Below are 16,229 nucleotides of genomic sequence, written 5' to 3' on the forward strand. Positions count from 1 at the left end.
ATTTCGGTACAAGACAAACACAAGCGTTTTCGATTCATAATTCATCAGCAATTTTTGGTTTCAATGATTTTACCTAAATTGATTACAAAATAATAATCTTCTGGGTCTTTCGAGCCTCTTGGTGCTTCATCAAAAAGTTCGAGTTCTGTGCCTTTCCATTCTATTAGTATTATCGGAACATTTGCTTCAAATCCATTTCTAAACTCCACAGCATCATATTCTCTGAATCGGACTCCTTCTTTGTCATTTATCAATAGTTGTTCTTCCCAAAAAGGTATAAAATCTTGATATACTTCGTTTTTTTCTCCACTCAAAATCTCATCAAAATCATCTTTTAAGATGGCTATCTTTAATATTTTCATTGTTTTACAGCTTGGGATAATAATGTTTCTAAATTAATTAGTGCTAAAAACGCTCTGCGAAGTCTGTGACTTCATAGGTGTGAATGTCGTTCTCTGAACGACGTATCCAAATACTGCTGTTCAGAGAACAGCTAACACTACTCCGAAGTCTCCGACTTCGGAGAGCAAAAATAAAATTGCCAAATTACAAATCTGCCCTACAATCAAAGCATGTTTTTCAATAAATGTGGGCGTTCTTTGGCAACTTTCAATATCATTTCACCAAAAAGTGTATTGGCCCACGCAAACCATTTTCTTGTGAATTTAGCAGCATCATCTTTATCAAATGACTCGTGCATGAAACCCGTATTGGCGTGCGTATTTTTCAGAAATTTGAGTTGTTGCAAAATCTCTTTATCATCGGTCGAGGTCATAGCTCGCATAATAATGCTCAATGGCCAAATCTGATTAACCAATGTATGTGGACTACCAACTCCTTCTGCCGCTTTTCCTTTAAAGAAATACGGGTTCGAGTCGCTCAACACAAATCGGCGAGTATTTTGGTAAATTGGGTCGGTAGCTTTTACTGCACCCAAATACGGCAAACTCATCAGATTCGGTACGTTGGCATCGTCTTGCAGTAAACAATTCCCGAAACCATCTACTTCCATGGCGTAGATTTTACCAAATTTTGGGTGCGAAATAACAGCATGTTTTTTAATGGCGGCATCTACTTCATTCGCAAAATCTTGACATTCCTTGGCAAAACCTGCATTTTTATAAACTTTTGTTGCAATCTCAGCTATTTGTCGGAACGAAACTACGGCAAACAAATTAGCAGGAATCAAAAACGGATAAACCGTGGCATCGTCCGACGGGCGGAAAATACTGTGAATCAAGCCATTAGGTTTGGTTACATTGCCTAATCCATTACCTGGAACAGTATCAGTTGACCAAGAAGTTGTTCGTCCGAAACGGTATTTTCCTACACCATTGAAACGTTGTTGTTCTCGACAAGTGGCAATAATACTTTGGGCAGCTTTCAGCCATTTTTCATCAAAAACACTTATATCGTTTGTTAATTTCCAATAATTATAAGCCAAACGAACTGTGTAGCAAAGCGAGTCAAGTTCCCATTTACGTTCGTGGAGTTCGGGTTTCATGTCGGTATGGTCACTCATCCATTCTGATTTTCCAGCACCATCATTAAACGCATTGGCGTAAGGGTCAATCAAAATACATTCGGTTTGGCGGTTGATTACCCCCGCAATGAGTTGTTGCAGAGCGGCATCTTCTTTCATCAAACTCAAATACGGTGTTACTTGTGCAGTGCTATCTCGCAACCACATGGCGTGAATGTCACCCGTAATCACAAAAGTATCGGGACGGTCGCCTTTCTTTTTGAAATGAACTGTTGTGTCAAGTGTATTCGGAAAACAGTTTTCAAACAACCACGCCAACTCAGGGTCTTTAATCTGAGTTTTCATGCGGCTAATGGTCGCTTCGATAGCGGGGCTACTGAAATTTCGTTTGTCGGCCGAAACCCTCACACTTGGAAATTCTTGTGCGAAACCTTTGGTTTGAATCAATAAACCCATACCAGCCAATGTACTTTGCTGAATAAATTTGCGACGGTTGATGTTTTGCATTTATATGGTCGATGTTTTGTTCTCAAATTCCATAGCGATGGGTTTGCAAACCCATCGCTATGAATAAAAAATTGGGTAATTAAATCACATTGATACTTTTCTCAGTTTTAGCAATCATTTGTCCGAAAGGCTCAGCCGAAATGCCATTTTCTTGCAAAATTCGTTCTAATGCTTCTTTTCCTGCTGGTTCTACGGCAATCAGAAGTCCGCCGCTGGTTTGTGGGTCAGCCAATAAAATCCTTTGAGTATCATTGATGGCCGAAACTTTTTCACCATAACTTTCCCAGTTGGTATTACAGCCTTTGGGAGCACAAAACGGATATAAATAATCATTCGCTTCGGGCATTTTCGGCACTTTTTCGTAGGAGATTTCAGCACTTAGATTGCTTCCTTCGCACATTTCTACCAAATGTCCTAAAAGTCCGAAACCTGTTACATCAGTCATGGCTTTTACTTCTGAAAGTTTTCCTAAATCTGCCCCTACTTTATTGAGCGTAGCCATCTGATTAACAGCCACTTGCAAATATTCTGGGTTTGAAATCCCCATTTTCTGAGCCGTTGCCAAAAGGCCAACACCGAGCGGTTTTGTGAGGTATAATAAACATCCTTCGGTAGCAGTTGAATTTTGTTTTAGATGCTCAATTTTTACTTTTCCAGTTACGGCCAAACCAAAAAATGGCTCGGGACTATCAATGCTATGTCCACCTGCCAACGGAATATTGGCGGCTGTGCAAGTCGCACGACTTCCATCCAACACTTTCTGAGCAATTTCGGCAGGAATTGTATCAATCGGCCAACCTAAAATGGCAATCGCCATCATTGGTTCTCCACCCATTGCATAAATATCGCTCAAAGCATTGGTCGAAGCGATTCGACCAAAATCAAAGGCATCGTCAACGATTGGCATAAAAAAGTCAGTCGTACTGATAATGGCTTCGCCATTGCCTAAATCAAAAACTGCGGCATCGTCTTTATCTTTATTTCCCACCAAAAGGTTCGAAAAAGTATTTTGTGGCGTAATTGTGTGTAAGATTTGGTCAAGAACTTTCGGGGAAATTTTGCATCCGCAGCCAGAGCCGTGGCTATATTGTGTAAGTTTTATTTCAGACATGGTAGAATTGATGATTTTGTAAACCGTCGTAAAAATACATAATATTGTAGAATGGTTTTGATAAAACTGGTTTTTAAAATCAGCATTCCAGAAACAAAATTATCTATGATGAATAGTGAAATAAGTAATATTGATTATAAAAGCTGGCTTTTTGGACTAAAAATCAAGATTCAACAAAGTCAAATAAAAGCATCGCTGGCTGTTAATAGAGAGTTGATTCAACTTTATTGGGAACTGGGTCAGCAAATTGTAGAGAAGCAAGAAACCGCCAAATGGGGAAGTGGATTTATTGACCAACTTAGCAAAGACTTAAAAGCTGAGTTTCCTAATATTGGTGGATTTTCAGTGTCTAATCTAAAGTATTGTAAGCAATTTTTTCTCTTTTATAATTCTAATCAAATTCGCCAACAACTTGTTGACGAATTTGAAACCACTAATAATCAACAACTTATAAAAAGTCAACAAGCTGCTTTGCAATTAGATAATGAATTATTTAAGATTCCTTGGGGACATCATATTGTAATTATTCAAAAAATAAAAAATACCCAAGAAGCGATATTTTACATTCAAAAAACAATTGAAAATAATTGGAGTAGAAGTATTTTATTGCATCAAATTGAAAGTAATTTATACGAAAGACAGGGTAAAGCTGTCAATAATTTTATTGCCACTTTGCCACAATCTCAGTCTGACCTCGCCAATCAATTGCTGAAAGACCCATATCAATTTGATTTTCTTCAATTAACCGAAAAGTATAATGAGCGAGATTTAGAAAAAGCCCTCATTCAGCAAATTACTGAATTTTTGCTCGAATTAGGTGCTGGCTTTTCGTTTGTTGGCAAGCAATATCCTATCTATTTAGGTGAAAAAGAATATTTTATTGATTTGCTTTTTTATCACCTCAAACTCAGGTGTTTTGTGGTTATTGAGCTAAAGGTTGTTGAATTTCAACCCGAATTTGCAGGAAAACTCAACTTCTATTTGAATGTTGTTGATGAAAAGCTAAAACATGAAACCGACCAACCAACGATTGGAATAATCATCTGCAAAACGAAAGATAATTTAGAAGCCGAATACGCTCTCAGAGGCATTGAAAAACCAATTGGCATCTCAGAATATGATTTAAGGAAAATTTTACCCGAAAAACTCAAAGGAAGCCTTCCAAGCATCGAAGAAATTGAAGCTGAACTAAACAAACTATGACCCTTTTTCTGATACCTACCATTCTCGCACCCGACACGCAAGAAACCGTTTTACCACCCCAAATAAAGGCAGTCGTGAGCGAATTGAATGTATTTTTTGTGGAAGAACTCCGCACCGCTCGACGATTTATTAGTAGCCTAAAGCTCAATAAAGTAATTGATGATATTACGTTTTATGAACTAAACAAAGATACACCCCACGACCAAACCCTTGCTCAGCTCAAAAAACTAAAAACCAATGCGGGTATCATTAGCGAAGCAGGTTGCCCAGGTGTGGCCGACCCTGGAGCGGTTGCCGTAGGTTTTGCTCACCAACTCGGGCATAAAGTTGTACCATTGGTGGGTCCAAGTTCGATTCTCATGGCTTTGATGGCTTCCGGTTTCAACGGGCAGAGTTTTACGTTCAATGGCTACCTTCCGATTGATAAATCAGCACGAATAAAAGTCTTGAAAGATTTAGAGCAATTGGCCAAGAAAAAACACCAAACGCAGATTTTTATGGAAACACCTTTCCGCAATAATCAACTACTGGAAGATGTTTTGCAAAACCTCAACCCCGAAACTTTACTATGTATCGCCTGCAACGTAACTGACCAAGACGAGTTCATCAAAACGCTAAGAGTGAAAGACTGGCGAAAATCTAAACCCGATTTACACAAAAAGCCCACTATTTTTTTACTTTTGTGATATAGTCGACTGTCGATAGACAATAGTCGATAGAAAAAACAAATAAGTAAAAACCTGTGGACTATCGTCCATCGATCGTTGACTAATCATTTATGATAAACATACATTTCTTTACATTCTCGCCGATTGCGGAAAATACATATATTTTGTGGGACGAAACTCACGAAGCCGTCATTATTGATGCTGGCTGTTTGGCACAATACGAAAAAGAAGAACTGGCCGATTTTATTGCCGATAATCGTTTGGTAGTAAAACAGTTATTGCAAACACATTGTCACCTCGACCATGTTTTTGGAGCTGCTTATGTGAAGCGTAAATTCGGCGTGCAGATGCTGATTCACAAAAACGAAATTCCGATTTTGGCTGATGTAGAAAACCGCTGCCGAATGTGGGGAATAAGAGGCTACGAACCAGTTGAAGCCGATGATTTTATTGATGAAAATGATAAAATTTTCTTCGGAAATTCGGAACTTGAAATCAGATTTGTGCCAGGTCATGCTCCTGGACATTTAGCTTTTGTGAATCATACTCAAAAATTTGTGATTGGTGGCGATGTACTTTTCAGAGGAAGCGTTGGCAGAACCGATTTTCCATTCTGCAGCCACGAAGCATTGATTCATAGCATAGAAACGCAGTTTCTGACGCTTGATGATGATTATAAGGTTTATTCTGGTCATGGCGACCCAACGACTATCGGCTACGAACGTAAGACAAATCCTTTTTTGTAGAACAATTTTGTGAGTTGTTCTCTGTATAAATTTATTGACGTAATCGAACAAGTTAGAAACTTGTTCTACAATCTTATGAAATTATTTACTATTCCAAATATAATGACACTCGGCAATCTACTTTGTGGTTGCTTGGGTATCGTTTTTGTTTTTGAAGGAAATCTGCTTTGGGCTTCTTATTTGATATTTATAGCAGGAGTGCTCGACTTCTTAGATGGATTTGTGGCTCGTTTACTCAAACAGCATTCTGAAATTGGTAAACAACTCGATTCGTTGGCCGATATGGTTACGTTTGGCGTTTTGCCTTCGTTTATTCTTGCCAAATTGATTCAGATTACAACAACCCAAAATACCGTTTTATCTGATTTAATTCCATCAAATCTTTTATCACAAACACATTTGCCTACTTTGGCTTATGTGGCATTTATTTTGGCACTTTTTTCATGTTTGCGTCTGGCCAAGTTCAACATTGATACCCGTCAGTCCGATTCATTTATTGGTGTTCCTACACCCGCCAATGCTTTTGTGGTGGCTTCGTTTCCATTGATTTTAGAATTTAATCCCGAATACAAATTCTTAATTCTTAACTCTACATTCTTAATTAGTTACACGCTCATTATGAGTTATTTACTAATTTCAGAAATACCATTATTTGCACTCAAATTCAAGAGTTTTGCTTGGAAATCTAATCAAATCAAATACATTTTTCTGATTCTTTCTGTAATTTTACTCGTGAGTTTAAAATTCTTGGCCATACCGTTAATCATATTTTTGTATATCATTTTATCGGTTATCAATAACTTTCTACCGAAAAACTCATAAACCGTCATTTAAAATATAAAATCATGCAAAATCCATTTGAAGAAAACCAAACCTCCGTTCGTCCGATGTTTCTGACGATTTTATGTGTTCTAACACTTGTCTGGAACGCCTACAAATTCTATGGAGCAATTCCGAATATTTTTACTCCCGAAAAAGTAATCGAAAGTAAAGAACAAGCCAACGAAATGGTAATGGATATGTTTTCAAAATATATGTCGGAAAAAGACCTTGAAAAAATTGAAGAATCGCAAGAAGAAGCCAACAAACTCATTCAAAAAGATACTTTAGTTACTTCGGGAGTGATGACCTTGATTTCGAGTGTTTTATTGATTTTAGGTGCAGTTTGGATATGGGGACTCCGTAAAAAGGGCTTTTGGGTATATATTGCTGGCAATGCCATTGGTATTATTGCTCCAATCGTTATCATGGGTGGAGCTGCTGGCTGGGGTATTGGAGTTATGGCTTTGATTAATGCCGCTATTTTCTCAGGGCTTTATGCAATGAACCTCAAGTTTTTATCCTAAGAATTTGTTAAAACAATGTTAATGTTTCCTAAAACCTGCTCAACTTTGAGTAGGTTTTTCTATTTTTAGATAGATTTTCCTCAGAACGTCCAATTTGGACGTTCCTACGATTATTCTCAACAAATACACGACTCGCACCACATTTATGAAAAACCTATTACTGATACTTATCTATTTATTCCCCTATCGGGTTTTATTCGCCCAAGGCGATTTTACTCGTATCTACCACCCAATCATCAATTCGGCCGAATTGGCAATTGTCGATACTAATTATTACGAAGCACTCGATTATTATAAAGCCGCTTTCGATAATGTAAAAAAGCCCTTCGCCAAAGATTATTACAATGCCGCCATTTGTGCCGCAATGGTAGGCAAGATGCCAACTATGTTTGATTATTTAGAAAAAATCGTAGAAAAAGGTTATCCTTGGGATAGTTTGCGTAAAGATGTTTTCTTTCATTATGTGGCTGATACTTGCAAAACATGGAACAAATTTGAGAGCCAAATGAAGCAGGTAAAGCCCAATATCAATCGAGAACTGAGAGATAGTTTGAATAAAATTTATGCTTTCGGTACAAAAGAAATTTATACACCTCTCACAGCTGATTTAAGAGATTACTTTAAAAAGAGCCAAGCACTTCCCCAGACAATAAACGTCAAAAGAAATGGAAAAGATACAACCATAACAATCAACCGAATAAGCTTTACTGATAGTCTATATTTTTTTAATAATTTATCAGGAAAACTCAAACTCCAACAAGACAGTTTAAGAAAAATTAATAACGAGATATTCTCAAAAAATCAGCACCTTGTATATAATTCCATTATCAGAATCATCGAAAATAGCGGATATCCTGATGAAAATTTGATTGGGCTTTCGGGTAGAGATTCCCAAAACCCTTCAAAAGATAGACGTATATTTTACTTCTCTGAGCAAAATTTCAATAATTCGATGCTGAATAGTAGTATCGTTCTTGACATTTTTTCCAGTTCATTCCCAGCAAAAGAAAACGATATTAGCTCAATAATTACTCAGGCTGTCAGAGATGGGAAATTATTGCCTCATCATATTAATAGAGTTTATGCAAGCAGAGGAGGTTTTAGGAGTCAAGCAGTCGCAAATAATTCAAATGATGCAATTAATATATTTTCATTTGGCAAAGTAAAGGCTTATCGCATTCAAATAGATGCCAATCTAAAGTGTAATATTCCAGATTTAGAGAGAAAGATTTCGAGAAATTATTGGCAGAAAGAATCATTACAAGAATACAGCGAAGCCGAAATCAACGAAAAACGCCTTGATATTGGCTTAGAAACATTGGCAGATGCCTACAAAAAAGCATTTTTCAAGGCACACCCACGAGTCTTTATTATTAATGGAGGTAGTTATCAAACCGAACTTTCGTATGTTTCAAGCTGTGAGGTTTTAGAAAAAATGCTGAAAGAAAGTACGTTTGTGCGATAGTTTACAGTCTTCAGTAGGCAGTTCTCAGTGGGCAATGCTCAATGAGCAGTTTAAAGATTCTTGACTGCAAACTGAAGACAACAAACTGCACACTAAAAATATAACTTTACCAAGAAACTCCTCAACAATTCAAAGTCTGCCAAATATTATTTTGTCAAAAATTCATCTTCTATTAATTATCAGTTAATTTTGTAATCTAATGACTCCAAAGCTGGTGTTGGTTGGAAACACCAATAACCAATAACTGATAACCAATTTACCAAATTATGTCTGTAGAAACTTCCATCATTCGTGACACGCAAATCTTTGATTTAATCACGAAAGAAAACAATCGCCAATTACATGGCATCGAACTGATTGCTTCTGAAAACTTCGTGTCGCCACAGGTGATGGAAGCGGCAGGTAGTGTTTTGACAAATAAATACGCTGAAGGTCTTCCAGGAAAACGCTATTATGGTGGTTGTGAGGTAGTTGACCAAGTTGAGCAAATCGCTATCGACCGTCTCAAACAATTATTTAATCTTACTTGGGCAAACGTTCAGCCGCACTCTGGAGCTCAGGCGAATATGGCAGTTTTTGTGGCATGTTTGAAACCTGGTGATAAAATTTTGGGCTTTAACCTTGCCCACGGTGGACACCTTTCGCACGGTTCGCCAGTAAATATTTCAGGAAAGTACTTCCAACCATTCTTCTACGGTGTTGAAGAAGAAACTGGTCTAATCGACTGGAATAAGGTGGAAGAAACTGCTCACCGTGAGCGTCCAAAAATGATTATCTGTGGAGCATCGGCTTATTCTCGTGACTGGGATTATATCCGTCTTCGTCAGATTGCCGATTCAATCGGTGCTATTCTATTAGCAGATATTTCTCACCCGGCAGGTTTAGTGGCGAAAGGTTTATTAAATGACCCATTCGACCACTGCCATATCGTGACAACAACTACGCACAAAACCCTCCGTGGTACTCGTGGTGGTGTAATCATGATGCGTAATGATTTCCCAAATCCTTTCGGAATTACAACGCCAAAAGGCGAAATCAGAATGATGTCGTCTTTATTGGATTCTGGTGTTTTCCCAGGAACACAAGGTGGGCCATTGGAGCATATTATAGCCGCTAAAGCAATTGCTTTTGGCGAAGCATTAACCGAAGGTTTCTATAACTACCAAGTACAAGTTCAGAAAAATGCCAAAGTAATGGCTCAAGAATTTATGAACCGTGGCTATAAAGTTATTTCTGGCGGAACAGATAATCACTTGATGTTGATTGACTTACGTCCGAAAAACTTAACTGGTAAAATTGCTGAAAACTCATTGATTCAAGCAGATATTACGGTAAACAAAAACATGGTTCCGTTTGATGATAAAACCGCCATGACTACTTCGGGTATGCGTGTAGGAACTTCAGCCATGACCACTCGTGGTTTGGTAGAAGCCGACATGATTCGTATCGTAGATTTGATTGATGAAGTATTGATGAACCACGATAACGCAACAAAAATTGCGAATGTAAGAGGCGAAATCAACAACTGGATGAAAAACTATCCGTTGTTTCAATATTGATTGTAGAATAAGTTTCTAACTTGTTTGAGAGTGTGATATGGTTTCAGACTGTATCACACTTTTTTTGTGCATTATGCGAACAGGATGTTCGCTCCACAAAAAATAAGAAAGGCTTGGTTCAAACGAATCAAGCCTTTTTCTAAACCCTAACTAAACCGTATATAAATTCTTTGCGAACGAAACGACGCTTCGTTCGACAGATTATGCTACAAAATAATACTCAAATTCTTGTTTGATTGCCAAACATTCATTCTTAGTTTCTTTCAAAATTTCGCATTTCGCTACACTTTTGCCAAATAATCTTTCTGAAAAAAACTCAACCACATAATTCGTTAACATTTCTACAAACGATTGTACGTTGGTATCTTCTTTTACGCTTGTAATACTTTCAAGATTTACTTTAATTGATTTTTCGAGTTCGTTTACCAAATTCTTTTGCTTGATATTCTTACTCAATGTGCGTTGCTGCTCGTAGGTATTCTGAGGAAAACCCATAGCCATCGAACCGAAACTGATTGAAGTGATTGCAAGAAGTAATAATAGCTTTTTCATAAGTGTTGCGTTTAGCGTGTCTGAACTCATTATCTGATTGACAATACAAAGATATGTGTTTTATTTAGTATTATGCAATACATAGTACCTTTTATTTTTCATATTTTCTGATGAACGGTCGAAAATTATGATAAATGGTTCGTAAAACAGATTACATATATAAGATGCAAAAACGTAGTACAAAGTTGCAGATTAAAACAGATATTTTTCTACTTGTTAACATTCTTTAACAAATATATACAAATGTAGATAAATATAGTAATATTTCAAATACAAGCGATTATTTAAACGTGTTTTTTTATCTTTACAAAAAATAAACCCTCCTTAATCAATTATGTTCAATAAGTCTCTGAAAGTATTGGCTTTGCTTATACTCTCGTGCGAAACCTTCGCTCAATCAACCAATACACTTTGGTACAAACAACCTGCTAAGCATTTTGAAGAAACACTCGTTCTCGGAAATGGAAAACTTGGAGCAACCGTTTTTGGTGGGGTAGAATCAGATAAAATCTTGCTTAATGATGCCACACTTTGGTCGGGCGAGCCAGTCAACGCCAATATGAATCCTGATGCGTATAAAAACGTACCTGCCATCAGAGAGGCTCTCAAAAATGAAGATTATAAATTGGCCGACCAACTTCAACGCAAATTGCAAGGTAAATTTTCGGAGTCTTATGCACCGCTCGGAACGATGTTTATTAATCACGCCAATACTGCCAATTACTCAAACTATTACCGTGAATTGAATATCTCGCAGGCGATTTCAAAGGTTACTTACGAAATTAACGGTGTTAAATATACTCGTGAATATTTTGTTTCCCAACCTGACCAAATCATGGTCGTAAAACTCACAAGTAGTCAAAAAGGAGCGTTGACATTTGATGTAAAGTTTAATAGTTTACTCAAATACAAGGTTTCTACACCTAACCAAACGTTGCAGGCCAATGGCTACGCACCAATCAAAGCCGAGCCCAATTATAGAAGGGTTGAGAACCCTATTGTTTTTGATGAAAACAAAGGCACACGCTTCACAACACTGGCAAAAATAAAAAATACTGGCGGCTCAATTGTAAGCACTGATAGCACTTTGGGTGTAAAAGGTGCAACCGAAGCCATTATCTACGTTTCGATTGCCACAAGCTTTAATGGTTTCGATAAAAACCCCGCTACGCAAGGCCTTAATAATCAAGCAATTGCCGCAAGTAATTTAAGCAAAGCTTTTGGTAAAACTTTCACCCAAATCAAACAAGCTCATTTGCTTGACTATCAGAAGTTTTTCAATCGTGTGAGTTTAGATTTAGGAAAAACAACTGCTCCGAATCTTCCAACTGACGAACGTCTCAGACGCTACGCCAAAGGCGAAGAAGATAAAAACTTAGAGATTCTTTATTTTCAGTACGGCCGATATTTACTCATCAGTAGCTCACGCACCATGGGAGTTCCAGCCAATCTACAAGGTATATGGAATCCGTTCATGCGTCCACCGTGGAGCAGTAATTACACAACCAACATCAATGCCGAAGAAAATTATTGGCTGGCCGAAAATACGAATTTGAGCGAAATGCACGAGCCAATGATGAAATTTATCAAGAATGTAGCCACTACTGGCAAAGTTACGGCCAAGACATTTTATGGGGTAAATGGCTGGGCGGTTGCTCATAATTCAGACATTTGGGCAATGAGCAATCCAGTAGGTGATTTTGGTGATGGCGACCCAGGTTGGGCCAACTGGAATATGGGTGGTGCGTGGCTCAGTACACACCTGTGGGAACATTATATTTTTACGAAAGACCAAAATTTCTTGAAAAACGAAGCTTATCCGCTCATGCAAGGTGCGGCACAGTTTTGTTTAGAATGGTTGGTAGAAGATAAAAATGGTAAGCTTATCACCTCACCATCAACGTCTCCCGAAAATATTTACATCGCACCTAATGGCTATAAAGGAGCTACCATGTACGGCGGAACAGCCGATTTAGCCATGATTCGTGAATGTTTTGAACAAACTATCAAAGCATCGAAAATACTAAATACCGATGCCGAATTTAGAGCAAAACTCGAAACGGCTTTAGCAAAATTATATCCGTATCAAATCGGTAAAAAAGGCAATCTGCAAGAATGGTATTATGATTGGGAAGATGCCGAACCACAGCACCGCCACCAATCTCATTTGTTTGGACTTTTCCCAGGAAACCATATTTCGCCACTAAAAACCCCTGCTTTGGCCGACGCCTGCCGCAAAACGCTTGAAATTAAAGGAGATGAAACAACAGGCTGGAGTAAGGGTTGGAGAATTAATCTTTGGGCAAGGCTCTTAGATGGCAATCACGCTTACAAGATGATTCGTGAATTATTGAATTATGTTGAACCTGATGCCATTAGACCGAAAGGCATGAATGGTGGCGGAACGTATCCGAATCTTTTCGATGCTCACCCACCTTTCCAAATTGATGGTAATTTTGGTGGAGCAGCCGCTTATGCCGAAATGTTGGTGCAATCTGACGAACAGGAGATTCGCCTCCTCCCTGCCCTACCCGACGTTTGGGAAAGTGGCTCAGTAAAAGGAATTTGTGCCAGAGGTGGATTTGAAGTTTCGCTTGATTGGAACGAAAAAGTGCTAAAAAAAGTAATCATTTCATCGAAAAAAGGCGGTAAAACTACCTTGATTTCGGGCAATAAAACCAAAGCTATTTCGCTGACTGCTGGGCAGAAAATGGAGATTGTTTGGTAAATCAAAAATCATTCCCGTAATCTTGCAAAACTTTTATAAGATTACGGGAATAATTTTATGTATATTCCCTAAAATTGACAGAATATTATGGGACTTGATAGTGTTGATTTACTGGTGAAAATTGAAAAAACATTTAGTATATCAATTTCAGACCACGAAGCTGAAGAAATAGAAACAGTTGGAGAATTGCATAATGCAGTTTGGGGGAAACTTGACCACCAGAATAAAGAAAAGTGCATTTCTCAGTCGCTTTTCTACAAAATTCGCCAATATGTCTTTGATAATTTTAAATTTCAAAAGAAAGATTTTTTGCTCTCAACTAATTTAAATGATGTTTTTCCAAAAGAAAATCGAAAAGATTTCTATCTAAAATTTTCAAAAAACTTAAATTTAGAAGTCCCTAATCTCACCTTAAATGAATCTTGGGGTAAATTTTTAAACTATTTTGGTGTGATAACAATTCTTGGTGGACTTCTTATTTCAGCAATTCTAATTATAGTTTTCGATTACACAAAATGGAGTCTTGTCTCCCCTATTTTGGGAATCATCCTAACAACTATCATTTCAAAGAAACTTGAACCATTAAGAACGACTATTACCCCTTCATTCGTTTTGGACTTTACACCAAAAATAGTCTCCTTAAACTATTCTACCTTATCTCAAAATACTGGTATAAGTAGAATTGAAATGGAATCAATCATAAACTATCTAATTGCTGATGCGGCAGGACTCGAAATACATTTCATAACACCTGATAAGAAAATATGTCATGATTTAGGCATAGATTAATCTTTCCAGTGTCTTCTCACTTAACAAATATAAAAAATACGCTATTTTATTAGTACAATTATTACATTCAACTTACCTATCCTTCTCTTTACCAAAATATTCACCTTCATTATCCATAATTGTTTTTTCTCAAAATATCATTTCGGGAATTCCATTCCGGGAACGTTCCCGATAACGTTTGCGTAAAATAAGCCATAAAAATTATTGGTTTACTACAAAAATCGGGCTAATTTTAAAGGCTTTAGACCCTAAATTATTCAATCCAATAAAGCATAAAACATTCATTCGCTCATTCAATCATTAGTTATATGCACCGTTTAGGATTTAAAATGAAACTTCACGCTGGACAAGCAGAAGAATACAAACGTCGCCACGACGAACTATGGCCCGAACTTGGACAAGTGTTGAAAGATGCCACCGTAAGCGACTATTCGATTTTTTTGGATGAAGAAACTAATACTCTTTTCGGAACGCTGAAAGTAGAAGATTTAGAAAAATTCAATCAAATTCCTCATAACCCCGTCACGAAACGTTGGTGGGCATACATGGCCGATATTATGGACACAAACCCCGATAATTCACCTGTTAGTGTTGATTTAAAAGATGTTTTCTATTTAGCTTAATTTAGTCGATAGTCCGCAGACGACAGTCGATAATTTTACTTAAAATCATGATACAATTTTCATCAAATTTATTTCAAAAAGTAATAGTAGCTTTTTTCCTTGTAAACACTGTTTACGCCCAAGTTCAAGCCCCTGCTTCTACCCTACACTCGGAGGCTCTACATACAGCCAAACCTGACTATCCGACACCTTATGGAAGTCCGAAAATAGAGGAAGTTACACAAGTTTTAAATCGTATTCACGGTTATTTAGATACCGTTACGCCAATAAGAGTTATCAATAAAGCAACTAAAGAAGAAATTAAAGATTATTCTAAAATTGATACAAACGCAACCGTTTATCGTGGTGATTTTAGTCTAACAAGCTACGAATGGGGTGTTACGTATGCAGCAATGTTGGCAGCCAGCAAAGCAACCAGCGACCCACGTTTTGCTCAATACACCACGCAACGCCTTAATTTCTTGGCCGAATTGACGCCAATCATCAAAGCAAAATTTCCTGTTAGTTCAGGAATGCCACTTCGCCAAATCATTGCCCCACACGCCTTAGATGATTGTGGAGCAATGTCGGTTTCAATGATAAAAGCGATGCGAGATGGTTTGGTAAAAGAAAACGTTCGCCCACTGATTGACAATTACCTAAATTACATTTACACAAAAGAATATCGTTTAGCCGATGGTACTTTGGCTCGTAATCGTCCACTCAAAAACACACTTTGGCTCGATGATATGTTTATGGGTGTACCCGCTCTTGCTCAAATGGGAAAACTTACGGGCAATACTAAATATTATGATGATGCCGTGAAACAAATTCAACTTTTTTCGAAGCGAATGTTCAATAAAGATTTAGGTATTTTTATGCACGGTTGGGTTGAAAGCATGGAAACTCACCCCGAATTTCACTGGGGAAGAGCCAACGGCTGGGCAATTCTGACAATGGTTGAGGTATTGGATATTCTACCAAAAGATTATAAAGGGCGTGCTGAAATTTTAGCTTTATACAAAGCCCACGCCAAAGGTTTGGCTTATTACCAAACAGGTACAGGTTTTTGGCATCAATTGCTCGATAAAAACGATTCTTATTTAGAAACTTCGGCAACCGCTATTTATACCTATTGTATTGCAAAGGGAATCAACGAAGGTTGGCTCGATGCTGCCACTTACGGCCCAATGGCACTATTGGGTTGGAATGCCGTAGCCACCAAAGTTACCGAAAAAGGACAAGTAGAAGGCGTTTGCGTAGGCACTGGAATGAGCTTCGAACCAGCATTTTATTACTATCGCCCAGTAAATGTGTATGCTGCTCACGGCTACGGCCCAGCTATTTTTGCGGGTGCAGAAATCATTAACCTTATTAAAAAACACAAGTTTGCTCTCAATGATAGTGCGATAATGTTGACTAAATAAATCCCCTAACAGCGGCGGCTGACCGTCCCTAAAGGGGAATATT

The 16,229-nt window shown here is 37.7% G+C and carries 15 protein-coding genes; 11 read left to right on the forward strand and 4 right to left on the reverse strand.

Annotation, left to right across the window (positions count from 1 at the left end; translation table 11 throughout):
- Positions 1 to 44 precede the first annotated feature (44 nt).
- The 3 genes from ABR854_RS13650 to selD form a co-directional block, all read right to left on the reverse strand.
- Positions 45 to 362, reverse strand: coding sequence for a hypothetical protein (locus ABR854_RS13650; protein ID WP_350265965.1), 318 nt, complete (start codon positions 360 to 362; stop codon positions 45 to 47).
- A 203-nt stretch (positions 363 to 565) separates the two neighbouring features.
- On the reverse strand, positions 566 to 1,990 hold the full coding sequence (locus ABR854_RS13655) for a glycoside hydrolase family 125 protein (RefSeq protein WP_350265966.1): 1,425 nt from the start codon (positions 1,988 to 1,990) through the stop codon (positions 566 to 568).
- 79 nt (positions 1,991 to 2,069) lie between these two features.
- On the reverse strand, positions 2,070 to 3,101 hold the full coding sequence (selD, locus tag ABR854_RS13660; RefSeq protein WP_350265967.1) for a selenide, water dikinase SelD: 1,032 nt from the start codon (positions 3,099 to 3,101) through the stop codon (positions 2,070 to 2,072).
- Positions 3,102 to 3,206: 105 nt separating this feature from the next.
- On the opposite strand from selD, the gene ABR854_RS13665 reads away from it, so the two are divergent.
- From ABR854_RS13665 to glyA, 7 genes are all read left to right on the forward strand, one after another.
- Entirely contained in the window at positions 3,207 to 4,304 is a 1,098-nt protein-coding gene (locus ABR854_RS13665; protein WP_350265968.1) for a PDDEXK nuclease domain-containing protein, read from the forward strand.
- A complete protein-coding gene (locus ABR854_RS13670; RefSeq protein WP_350265969.1) occupies positions 4,301 to 4,990 on the forward strand; it encodes an SAM-dependent methyltransferase in 690 nt (229 codons plus the stop codon). The genes ABR854_RS13665 and ABR854_RS13670 overlap by 4 nt, the downstream gene beginning before the upstream one ends.
- A 92-nt stretch (positions 4,991 to 5,082) precedes the next feature.
- The gene (locus tag ABR854_RS13675) at positions 5,083 to 5,718 is read left to right on the forward strand and encodes an MBL fold metallo-hydrolase (RefSeq protein ID WP_350265970.1); all 636 of its coding nucleotides are present in this window, start codon (positions 5,083 to 5,085) and stop codon (positions 5,716 to 5,718) included.
- Positions 5,719 to 5,793: 75 nt separating this feature from the next.
- Complete coding sequence (locus ABR854_RS13680) at positions 5,794 to 6,540, forward strand: CDP-alcohol phosphatidyltransferase family protein (protein ID WP_350265971.1); 747 nt, start codon at positions 5,794 to 5,796, stop codon at positions 6,538 to 6,540.
- Positions 6,541 to 6,563: 23 nt separating this feature from the next.
- Positions 6,564 to 7,064, forward strand: a complete 501-nt coding sequence (locus ABR854_RS13685) for a hypothetical protein (RefSeq protein ID WP_350265972.1) — start codon at positions 6,564 to 6,566, stop codon at positions 7,062 to 7,064.
- 145 nt (positions 7,065 to 7,209) lie between these two features.
- A complete protein-coding gene (locus ABR854_RS13690; protein WP_350265973.1) occupies positions 7,210 to 8,529 on the forward strand; it encodes a hypothetical protein in 1,320 nt (439 codons plus the stop codon).
- Between the two features lie 266 nt (positions 8,530 to 8,795).
- On the forward strand, positions 8,796 to 10,088 hold the full coding sequence (gene glyA, locus ABR854_RS13695; RefSeq protein WP_350265974.1) for a serine hydroxymethyltransferase: 1,293 nt from the start codon (positions 8,796 to 8,798) through the stop codon (positions 10,086 to 10,088).
- A gap of 201 nt (positions 10,089 to 10,289) precedes the next feature.
- Here the strand turns inward: glyA and ABR854_RS13700 are convergent, their stop codons facing one another.
- The gene (locus ABR854_RS13700; protein WP_350265975.1) at positions 10,290 to 10,640 is read right to left on the reverse strand and encodes a hypothetical protein; all 351 of its coding nucleotides are present in this window, start codon (positions 10,638 to 10,640) and stop codon (positions 10,290 to 10,292) included.
- A gap of 334 nt (positions 10,641 to 10,974) precedes the next feature.
- Here ABR854_RS13700 and ABR854_RS13705 point away from each other — a divergent pair, with 334 nt between their 5' ends.
- From ABR854_RS13705 to ABR854_RS13720, 4 genes are all read left to right on the forward strand, one after another.
- Positions 10,975 to 13,368, forward strand: coding sequence for a glycoside hydrolase family 95 protein (locus tag ABR854_RS13705; protein ID WP_350265976.1), 2,394 nt, complete (start codon positions 10,975 to 10,977; stop codon positions 13,366 to 13,368).
- Between the two features lie 87 nt (positions 13,369 to 13,455).
- Positions 13,456 to 14,157 (forward strand): acyl carrier protein, encoded by a 702-nt coding sequence (locus tag ABR854_RS13710; RefSeq protein ID WP_350265977.1) that lies wholly within the window; start codon positions 13,456 to 13,458, stop codon positions 14,155 to 14,157.
- Between the two features lie 308 nt (positions 14,158 to 14,465).
- The gene (rhaM, locus tag ABR854_RS13715) at positions 14,466 to 14,780 is read left to right on the forward strand and encodes an L-rhamnose mutarotase (RefSeq protein ID WP_350265978.1); all 315 of its coding nucleotides are present in this window, start codon (positions 14,466 to 14,468) and stop codon (positions 14,778 to 14,780) included.
- Positions 14,781 to 14,827: 47 nt separating this feature from the next.
- Positions 14,828 to 16,186, forward strand: coding sequence for a glycoside hydrolase family 88/105 protein (locus ABR854_RS13720; RefSeq protein WP_350265979.1), 1,359 nt, complete (start codon positions 14,828 to 14,830; stop codon positions 16,184 to 16,186).
- Positions 16,187 to 16,229 lie beyond the last annotated feature (43 nt).

The organism is Emticicia sp. W12TSBA100-4 (assembly GCF_040253585.1).
In the GTDB taxonomy this organism is placed as follows: Bacteria; Bacteroidota; Bacteroidia; order Cytophagales; family Spirosomataceae; genus Emticicia.